A 10010-nucleotide genomic window follows, 5' to 3' on the forward strand; every position below is an offset into this window, starting at 1 on the left:
AAACTCACGGATACCAAAAAAGAAGGCCTGACCAGAGGTCAGGCCTTCTTTTTTGGAGCGAGTGACGAGGCTCGAACTCGCTACCTCCACCTTGGCAAGGTGGCGCTCTACCAGATGAGCTACACTCGCAACGACAAAGGGTATGATACCAGAAGAAAAAGCTTTTGTCAAGGGTGAAATGAAAAAAGTGTGGAGCGGCAGACACTCCTGGCGGCGGGAACGCTGCGCACCAGGGTGAGGCCCTGGAAACAGAGGCACACACTCACAGAGAAGGGGGCGCTTCCCATAGACTTGCCAAGCCATCTATGTGACCCCACCGGGGCCAGGGCCGATGGTGAGAATGACGCAGTTCCAGCCTCGTACCCCAGGGGGGTACTTAGGGGGGAACGCCCTAAGCGGGTTTTGGTTTCTTTTGCCCGCTCAAAAGAAACCCCCAGCGGGTAGCGTCCCCACCGGGCTGGGAAGCCTGAACTATGCTGTTTAGAAGGACAATCCCAGTCAGCCTTGCGGCTGACAGCTCCCTTTACACAAGGGAGCCGATGGAGGAGGGCGAGTTCACCAAGACAAGAAAAATGGAGACATACCCGAACAGGTACGTCTCCATGGGGCCCCGCAAGGCGGGGCGGCGCAGGTGCGCCGTACAAGTGTTTTCGCCTGAGGCGAAAACCTTGGCGCAGCCGGAATTGACTTCCGGCGAGCATTGAAATAACCTACGGATGCCAAATAAAAACGGCCTGACCTAAGTCAGACCGTTTTTGTTTGGAGCGAGTGACGAGGCTCGAACCCGCTTCCGTACCCACAAAAGCCCATGGCTTTTGCGGGGCCCCCAACCTCAGATTTCAAGTTAAGGTGGAGGTAGCGAGTTTCCGCACCATGGGGTCCCCGCAAGGCGGGGCGGCGCGGGTGCGCCGTACAAGTGTTTTCGCCTGGGGGCGAAAACCTTGGCGCAGGCGGAATTGACTTCCGCCGAGCATAGAAAAAACTCACGGATACCAAAAAAGAAGGTCTGACCAGAGGTCAGGCCTTCTTTTTTGGAGCGAGTGACGAGGCTCGAACTCGCTACCTCCACCTTGGCAAGGTGGCGCTCTACCAGATGAGCTACACTCGCGACAACAAAAGGAATGATACCAGATATCATCCCTTTTGTCAACACAAAATTCAAAGTTTCTCGAAAAACTTTTCCTTATTCCTCCCCGTTTTCCCGACAGGCGGGGTAGAGGGAGGTGGACCAGGTATAGCCCTGATCGGTCATCTGCTGGTCGGTGTACAGCTTCAGGGGCTGGTCCGGGTGGAGGGACTGGGCCAACAGGTGGCGATAGCCGTGGTCGGTGGCCACAATGAGCCATAGGGTGCGGATGGAGTTCTGAGAGCCCAACACCATGGTGTACTCCATCCCCGCCTCTTGCAGCAGGGCCTCCAGGCCCAGCAGCAGCCCCTGGTCGCTGGCGGGCTTGCCGGACAGGGCGTCCAGGGCGGTGAGGGAGCCGGTGGTGGAGGGAGCGGCCACGCTCTGGACCAGGCCGGTGAGCTGTTCCAGGGTGTGGGGGGTCTGGGCGGACTCCTCCAGCAGCTGGCCCGCCAGAGTCTCCAGAGACTTGGCGTATTCCTCCAGGTCCATCTGGGTGTCCGGCCAGGTGAGAGTCAGCTCCACAATGCGCTGGGCCCCGGATTCCGGATAGAGGGATGCGGAGATTTTGGGAGGCTCCAGAGCGGTCTGGGGGTTGCTGTAAAAGGCCAGCCAGAACAGGGACTCCACGGCGGCGGCATCCCCGGAGAAGTAACTCACCCGGGAGATGCTCTGGGACTGCCGGGTGGAGATGACCCGGGTCAGTTCGCCCCGCAGACCCGAAAGGCCCGCCACAGACTGGATGGAGGACACCACTTGGGCGGAGCGGGAGTAGACAATGCGCACATCCACCTCGTAGTAGGTGAGAATGCGGGTGCTGTCATACTTCATGGAGCGCACCGAGAACACCCCCAGGGGGTCCTCGGTCATGACCTCGTTGCAGGCGCGCTCCAAGTCCGACTCCACGTCCCCGGCGTAGTTGTACAGCCGCAACGTGCCGTTGGCGGAGTGCTGGTTGACGAAGTAGAGCAGGGCGTTGACCAGACCTTGATAGTTCTCCACCCGCAGGATGGAGGAGTCGTCCGTCACCGAGTAGTCCAGGTGGGTGGCGGAGGAGACGTAGCTGCGCTCCAGCATGGCGGTGCAGCCGGACAGGGTGAGGGCGGTGGCCAGGCCCAGGGCCAGCAGTCGTACTTTCATGAGTCTCCCTCCTTTGCCCCAGGTGGGGCGGCTTAGAGTCCGTCGGAGTGATACACCTGGAAGCCCTCGCCCAGCACCTCGTGGGCGTCGCAGACGATGAGGAAGGCGTTGGGGTCCAGGCCCTTCACGGCGGACTTGATGGTGGCGATTTCCCGCTGCTTGAAGGCGCACAGGAGCACCTGCTTTTCCGCCCCGGTGTAGGCGCCCTGGCCGTGGAGGATGGTGACACCCTTGTCCAGGTCCTCCACCAGGGTGCGGCGGATTTCCTCGTTGTGGTCGCTGATGATGTAGGCCACCTTGGCGGTGTCCATGCCGTAGAGCACGCCGTCCAGAGCCAGGGTGGAGATGTACAGGGCCACCAGGCCGTAGAGGGCGGTGTTGATGGTCTGGAAGGACAGGGCCACAGACACCACTACGATCAGGTCCACGGCCAGCAGCAGCTTGCCCATGGGCAGCCACTTGAATACCAGCTTGAGAAGCCGGGCGGCCAGGTCAGTGCCGCCGGTGGTGGCGCCCTGCTGGAACACAAAGCCCAGGGACAGGCCCATGAGCAGGCCGCCGAAGATACAGGCCAGCAGAGGCTCCATGGGCTGCCAGTCATACAGAGGGGTGAGAATGTCAATGAACACCGAGGAGATGAACATGGCGTACAGAGACAGCACCAGCAGCCGCCCGCCAATGAACCTCCAGCCCAGGATAAACAGGGGGATGTTGAGCACAATCACCGTCATACCCACAGGGCAGGCGGGGATGAAGTGGTTGATGATCTGAGCCACGCCGGTGATGCCGCCGAAGGCAATGTTGTTGGGGGCAAAGCACCACACAAAGCCCAGGGCGTAGATGGCGGAGGCGAAGGTGATGACCAGAATGGCCCACAGATTTTTCTTTACATTCATAGCTTCTCCTTGTTACAGCAGAGACAGCTGCGTCTCGCCACGGTCCTCTTCCTTTAGCAGTGCACCGGCAATGGGCAGGGAGCGGGCCCGGTACCGGGGGGCGTTGACAATGGTGGTTTCGCTCAGGGGCTTGGCCCACTCCACCTTGTACTTGGGTTTCAGGGTCATGATGTTCACACCCTGGGTGGAGCGGGTGGACTTGGGGGTGAGGGAGGCGGTGTGGAACACCACGCAGCGCCCCTCGGTGGAGCATACCGCCATTTCGGTGTCCTCGCTGAGTACCAGGGCGGACACCAGGGGGGACTTGTCCGAGTAGGCGGTGGTAAGCTTTTTCCGCCGGGTCTGGGTCTGGTAGGCCCCCAGCTCCACCCGGGCGGCCTTGCCGTTTTCAAAGAAAAAGAGCAGGTGGGCGGAGTAGTCGCCGGGACAGCAGGCCCACACCACCTTTTCCTCTGGGTCCATGCCCAGCTTGGTGGGCAGGTAGTCCCCCAACAGGCTGGCCTTGGAGTCGTCGAAGTCGGACAGGCGGGTCTTGTAGCACTGCTGGCGGTCGGTGAACACCAGCAGCTCGTCCCGGTTGCTCCCCTCCCAGTGCAGGTAGGGGCCGTCCCCCTCCTTGTACTTCTGCTCTCCGCTCATGCGCAGAGACTGGGGGGTGATCTTCTTAAAATACCCCTCTTGGGAGAGAAAGACGTGGACGGGATAGTCCGGGGCCTCCTGAGCGGCGGCCTTTTCGGCGGAGAGGTTTTCGTACTCGTAGATGATCTCGGTGCGCCGGGGAGTGTCGTGCTTCTTCTTCACCTGCTGCAGCTCGGTGATGATGACCTTCTGAATCCGCTTGGGGGAGTTCATCAGGTCCTGCAAGTCCGCAATCTCCTCTTCCAGGGTGGAGACCTCCTCCACCCGCTTGAGGATGTACTCCTTGTTGATGTTGCGCAGCCGAATGTCTGCCACATACTCGGCCTGAATCTGGTCGATGCCGAACCCGATCATCAGGTTGGGCACCACCTCCGCCTCCTCCTCCGTCTCCCGGATGATGGCGATGGCCTTGTCGATGTCCAGCAGAATCTGCTTCAAACCCCGGAGCAGGTGCAGCTTATCCTCTTTCTTCTTGCAGATGTGGTAGGTGCGGCGGCGCACGCAGTCCATCCGCCACGCCGTCCACTCGTCCAGAATCTCGCCCACCCCCATCACCCGGGGCATGCCCGCAATGAGGATGTTGAAGTTGCAGGAGAAGCTGTCTTGCAGGGGGGTAAGGGAGAAGAGCTTGGCCATGAGCTTGTCCGGGTCGGTGCCACGCTTGAGGTCAATGGCGATTTTCAGGCCGTCCAGGCCCGTCTCGTCTCGCATGTCCGAAATTTCCCGGATTTTCCCCGCCTTGATGAGCTCGGCCACCTTGTCAATGATGGCCTCCACGGTGGTGGAGTAGGGGATTTCGGTGACTTCAATGAGGTTTTCGCTCTTGGAGTAGTTCCACTTGGCCCGCAGTTTTACGCTGCCCCGGCCGGTGCGGTAGATGTCCTCCAGGGCCTTCTGGTCGTAGAGCAGCTGGCCCCCGGTGGAGAAGTCCGGGGCCTTCAAAATGGCCAGCAGGTCCGCCTCCGGGTTCTTCATCCGGGCGATGGCGGCCTCGCACACCTCGCCCAGGTTGAATCCGCACAGGTTGGAGGCCATGCCCACGGCGATACCTTGGTTGGCCGCCACCAGCACGTTGGGGAAGGTGGTGGGCAGCAGGGTGGGCTCTTGGAGCTTGCCGTCGTAGTTGGGCACAAAGTCCACGGCGTCCTGGTCAATGTCCCGGAACAGCTCCTGACAGATGGCGTCCAGCCGTACCTCGGTGTATCGGGAGGCGGCCCAGGCCATGTCCCGGGAGTACACCTTGCCGAAGTTACCCTTGGAGTCCACCAGGGGGTGGAGCAGGGCCCCGTAGCCCCGGGACAGGCGCACCATGGTGTCGTAGATGGCGGCGTCGCCGTGGGGATTGAGCTTCATGGTGGCGCCCACCACGTTGGCGCTCTTGGTGCGGGGGCCCGAGAGCAGCTTCATCTGGTACATGGTGTACAGCAGCTTTCGGTGGCTGGGCTTGAAGCCGTCGATTTCCGGGATGGCCCGGGAGACGATCACCGACATGGCGTAGGGCATGTAGTTCAGCTCCAGGGTCTGGGTGATGGGCTGCTCCAGCACCTGGGCGTGGAGTCCCATGACGTTGGGGTTTGTCTTCTTCTTTGCCCCCTCTGCGGGGGACTTCTTCTTAGCCATGTAATTCCGTCCTTATCATGATACTGGTTGCTGGCTTTGTGAGAAAAGCCTCGCAGAGTTCGCACCCGCAGGTGCGAAAAATTGAAATCTATGTTTCGCCAGGACATGCGCATGGCGAAACATACTTCTCGCCCTGCAAGTGTGGATTTTGTCTGTCTCAGACAAAATATGCGCGCAGCAGGGTGCAATCTTTACCGTCGGAAAAGGCTTTGCCTTTTTCGGCGAATCAGGATATATCGGCCATATCCAGGTATTTATAGCCGTTTTCCGCAATGTGATCTTTGCGGCCCTGGAGGTTGTCCCCCAGCAGCAGGTCGAAGACCTGGGCGGTGCGCTCCACGTCCTCAGGCATGACCTTGATGAGCCGCCGGGTGTCCGGGCTCATGGTGGTCAGCCACATCATGTCCGGCTCGTTCTCACCAAGACCCTTGGAGCGCTGCAAGTCGTACTTCTTCTTCTCAGCGTCCAGCTGCTGGCAGATCTCCGCCTTCTCCCGGTCGGAGTAGGCAAACCAGGTCTTTTCTTTGCAGGTAATCTCGTACAGGGGAGACTCGGCGATGAACACATACCCCTCTTGAATCAGGGTGGGGGTAAGGCGGTAGAGCATGGTGAGGATGAGGGTGCGAATCTGGAATCCGTCCACGTCGCCATCGGTACAGATGATGATCTTGTTCCACCGCAGGGCGGACAGGTCGAAGGCGGACAGGTCCTTGACGTGCTTGTCCTTGACCTCCACGCCGCAGCCCATGACCTTCAAAAGGTCGGTGATGATCTCACTTTTGAAGATTTTGGCGTAATCGGCCTTCAAACAGTTGAGAATCTTACCACGCACGGGCATGATGCCCTGGAACTCAGCGTCTCGGCTGAGCTTACAGGCGCCCAGAGCGGAGTCGCCCTCCACGATATACAGTTCCCGGCGGGACACGTCCTTGGTGCGGCAGTCCACGAACTTCTGCACCCGGTTGGAGATGTCCACCGAGCCGGACAGCTTCTTTTTGATGCCCAGGCGGGTCTTTTCGGCGGTCTCCCGGGAGCGCTTGTTGATGAGCACCTGTCCGGCGATCTTCTCGGCGTCAAAGGGGTTCTCGATGAAGTAGACCTCCAGCTGGGAGCGGAGGAACTCGGTCATGGCCTCCTGGACGAACTTGTTGGTGATGGCCTTTTTGGTCTGGTTCTCGTAGCTGGTCTGGGTGGAGAAGTTGTTGCTCACCAGCACCAGGCAGTCCTGAATGTCCGCCCAGGTGATCTTAGACTCGCTCTTTTGGTACTTGCCGTTTTGCTTGAGCCAGGAATCAATGGCGGAGACAAAGGCGGAGCGCATGGCCTTCTCCGGGGCGCCGCCGTACTCCAGCCAGGAGGAGTTGTGGTAGTGCTCCACCAGATTCACCGTGTTGGAGAAGCAGAAGGACACAGACAGCTTTACCTTATAATCTGCCTTGTCCGCCCGGTCCCGACCCTTCCGTTCGGTCTGCCAGAACACCGGGGGGGTAAGGGACTGATCTCCCACCAGCTCGGTGACGTAGTCGATGATGCCGTTTTCGTACTTGAAGTCGGTGGTCTCAAAGCGGTTGGCCCCGATCTGGTTGCGCAGCCGGAAGGTGACCGGGGCGTTGACCACCGCCTGACGCTTCAAGGTGTCGGTGTAGTACTCCAGGGGGATGTCGATGTCGGTGAACACGTCCAGGTCGGGCAGCCACCGGAACTTGGAGCCGGTCTTTTTCCGGTCGGCGGGCTCTTTGATCATTTCGCCCACCAGTTCGCCCCGCTCAAAGTGGAGGGTGTACTTAAAGCCGTCCCGGTAGATGGTGGCGTCAAAGTAGCGGGAGGCGTACTGGGTGGCGCAGGAGCCCAGGCCGTTGAGTCCCAGGGAGTACTCGTAGTTGTCCCCGTCCCCGTTTTTGTACTTGCCGCCGGCGTACAGCTCGCAGAACACCAGCTCCCAGTTGTACTTGCCCTCCGCCTCGTTCCAGTCCACGGGGCAGCCCCGGCCGAAGTCCTCCACCTCAATGGAGTGGTCCTGGTAGCGGGTGACAATGATCTGGCTGCCGTGGCCCTCTCGTGCCTCGTCGATGGCGTTGGAGAGAATCTCGAACACGGCGTGCTGGCAGCCGTCCAGTCCGTCGGAGCCGAAGATGACGCCGGGGCGCTTGCGCACCCGGTCCGGACCCTTCAGGGAAGATATGGATTGGTTGTCATATGTTGTCTTTACACTGGCTTTTGCCATAGTTGCACCTACTTTTGTATGAGCATATCATTTCATTTTAATTATAGCGCAAGGTTTGGCCCCCGTCAAGGAAGCGGCTTTGCCGCTTCCACTTCTTCACTTTTCACTCTTCACTCTTCACTGGTTCGCCCGTAGGAGTGCAAACAAAACCGCCGCAGCGCTGTGGCTGCGGCGGTTGGAAATGCGTGCATGTTACCGATTTGCTTAGGGGAGGGGATACTGGGCCAGGTACTCCTGGTACAGCTCTTTAAATTCGGGGTCGCTGCGCAGGTCATCCAGGTACTGGTGGGTGTCGTAGCTGTCGTGGTGCAGCTCGATGATGGCGGCAGCCACGTTGGAGCAGTGGTCGGAGATGCGGGCGCAGTCGCCCAGCACGTCGGTGAAGAGCATACCCTGCTCCACACGGCAGGCCCCGTCCTGGAGACGCTTGATGTGGCGGGCCTTCATGTTGGAGCACAGGTGGTCCACCACCTGCTCCATGGGCTCCACCTTCCGGGCCCGCTTGCTGTCGTCGTCGGCGAAGCTCTTGGCGGTCTCCTTGGTGACGGCGGTGACGGCCTTGGCCAGCACCTGCAGCTCCTCCTTGGCGTCCCCGGAGAGCTGATTGTGCTTGTTGTGCATCCGCTGGGCGGAGATCTGGATGCTCTTGGCGTGGTCGCTGATGCGCTCCAGATCGCTGATGGAGTGCAGCAGCAGGGACACGGCGCGGCTGTCATCCACAGACAGGGTCTTGGTGGACAGTTTTACCAGGTAGGAGCCAATCTGGTCCTCGTACTGGTCCAGCTGATCCTCCACCTCGCACACCAGCTTGGCGTCCTCCTCGTTGTAGGAGGTGATGAGGCCCAGGGCACGCTGGACGGAGGTGCTGGCCAGGTTGGCCATGCCGATGGCCAGCTTGTTGCACTGCTCCAGAGCGATGGGAGGAGTGACCAGCAGGCGCTCGTCCAACAGCATGACCTCGGGCTCCTTGGCCTCTTCCTTGATGGTGGCGCAGGCCAGCTTCACCAGCAGCTTGTTGAAGGGCAGCAGGGCCAGGGTGCACACCACGTTGAACACCGTGTGGACCACGGCGATATAGAACTCGTTGATGCTGTCGTTGAGGAAGGGCATGGGGATGAAGACTTGCAGGATAAAGAACAAAATGAGGAAGGTAATGGTACCAATGACGTTGAAATACAGATGAATGAGGGCAGCCCGACGGGCGTTCTTGTTGGCGCCCACCGAGGAGAGCATGGCGGTGACGGTGGTGCCGATGTTCTGGCCCAGGATGATGGGGATGGCGGAGCCAAAGGTCACCACACCCGTGGAGGCCAGGGCCTGCAGGATACCCACAGAGGCAGAGGAGGACTGGATGATGGCGGTGAGAGCCGCGCCAGCCAGCACGCCCAGAATGGGGTTGGAGAACATCAGCAGGATGTTGGTGAACTCAGGCACGTCCTTCAGACCGGCTACAGCCCCGGACATGGTGTCCATGCCGAACATGAGAGTGGCAAAGCCCAGCAGAATGGCGCCGATGTCCCGCTTGCGGTTGTCCTTGAGGAACACATACAGCACCACGCCGATGACGGCCAGAATGGGGGAGAAGGAGGTGGGCTTGAGCAGCTGGATAAAGAAGCTGTCGCCCTGAATGCCGGACAGGGACAGAATCCAGGCCGTCACCGTGGTGCCCACGTTGGCACCCATGATGATACCCACGGCCTGATTGAGCTTCATCACACCGGAGTTGACGAAGCCCACCACCATCACCGTGGTGGCAGAGGAGGACTGAATGATGGCGGTGACCACCAGGCCCAGGAAGAAGCCTTTGATGGGGCTGGAGGTGAGCCGCTCCAGGATGGTTTTGAGCTTGTTGCCCGCTGCTCGCTCCAGTCCATCGCCCATAATGGACATACCAAAGAGGAACAGGGACAGGCCGCCCAACATCGTCAGGACGTCGAATAAATCCATAGTCGCATACCTCAATCTTTTTCTTCAAATTTGGACATAACTGGTCATAGTATAACATACACGTAAACGGAGTGTAAAGAGTGTGTGTCCCAAAAATCTGATACCAGAGCCGCCACTCCTTTCCGTATTATAACCACACCACCAGCAGAGGAATAATTTTTTTGCTTTTCGCTTAAACTGGGAGAGAATCTGGAACAAAAAACCAAAGGAGGATGCCCTATGACGGTGGGAAGAAAACGGGGGAGGAATGTCAGGCTGGAGGAGCGCCGGTGCCTGATGGAGGGGGTGGCCCAGACCCGGGTGCAGCTCAACCAGGCCTATGCCCAGTTCAATTTGCACTCGGACCCGGACCTGGTGGACGCCTGTGTGTATGAGATCAACGCCCTGCGCAGCCGCTACTCCTACCTGGTGCGCCAGG

General features: G+C 59.7%; 6 protein-coding genes and 2 tRNA genes. 1 reads left to right on the forward strand and 7 read right to left on the reverse strand.

Annotated features, from left to right (window positions below; translation table 11 throughout):
- Positions 1 to 53 precede the first annotated feature (53 nt).
- The 7 genes from E0L15_RS11585 to E0L15_RS11615 all read right to left on the reverse strand — a co-directional run bounded on the left by E0L15_RS11585 (position 54) and on the right by E0L15_RS11615 (position 9592).
- A tRNA-Gly gene (locus E0L15_RS11585) sits at positions 54 to 129 on the reverse strand.
- 903 nt (positions 130 to 1032) lie between these two features.
- Positions 1033 to 1108 (reverse strand) — tRNA-Gly (locus tag E0L15_RS11590).
- A 75-nt stretch (positions 1109 to 1183) separates the two neighbouring features.
- On the reverse strand, positions 1184 to 2266 hold the full coding sequence (locus E0L15_RS11595; RefSeq protein WP_168125709.1) for a hypothetical protein: 1083 nt from the start codon (positions 2264 to 2266) through the stop codon (positions 1184 to 1186).
- Positions 2267 to 2298: 32 nt separating this feature from the next.
- Positions 2299 to 3162, reverse strand: coding sequence for a YitT family protein (locus E0L15_RS11600; RefSeq protein WP_087392375.1), 864 nt, complete (start codon positions 3160 to 3162; stop codon positions 2299 to 2301).
- Between the two features lie 12 nt (positions 3163 to 3174).
- Positions 3175 to 5421: a DNA gyrase subunit A gene (locus E0L15_RS11605; protein ID WP_168125710.1), complete on the reverse strand. Its 2247-nt coding sequence runs from the start codon at positions 5419 to 5421 to the stop codon at positions 3175 to 3177.
- Between the two features lie 226 nt (positions 5422 to 5647).
- Entirely contained in the window at positions 5648 to 7645 is a 1998-nt protein-coding gene (locus E0L15_RS11610) for a toprim domain-containing protein (RefSeq protein WP_168125711.1), read from the reverse strand.
- A gap of 204 nt (positions 7646 to 7849) precedes the next feature.
- Positions 7850 to 9592, reverse strand: coding sequence for a Na/Pi cotransporter family protein (locus E0L15_RS11615; RefSeq protein ID WP_168125712.1), 1743 nt, complete (start codon positions 9590 to 9592; stop codon positions 7850 to 7852).
- 219 nt (positions 9593 to 9811) lie between these two features.
- Here E0L15_RS11615 and E0L15_RS11620 point away from each other — a divergent pair.
- On the forward strand, positions 9812 to 10010 hold a 199-nt coding region (locus E0L15_RS11620), incomplete at its 3' end, for a DUF2508 family protein (RefSeq protein WP_168125713.1).

Origin of the sequence: Pseudoflavonifractor sp. SW1122, assembly GCF_012027765.1 — a bacterium.
Taxonomy (GTDB): domain Bacteria; phylum Bacillota; class Clostridia; order Oscillospirales; family Oscillospiraceae; genus Enterenecus; species Enterenecus faecium.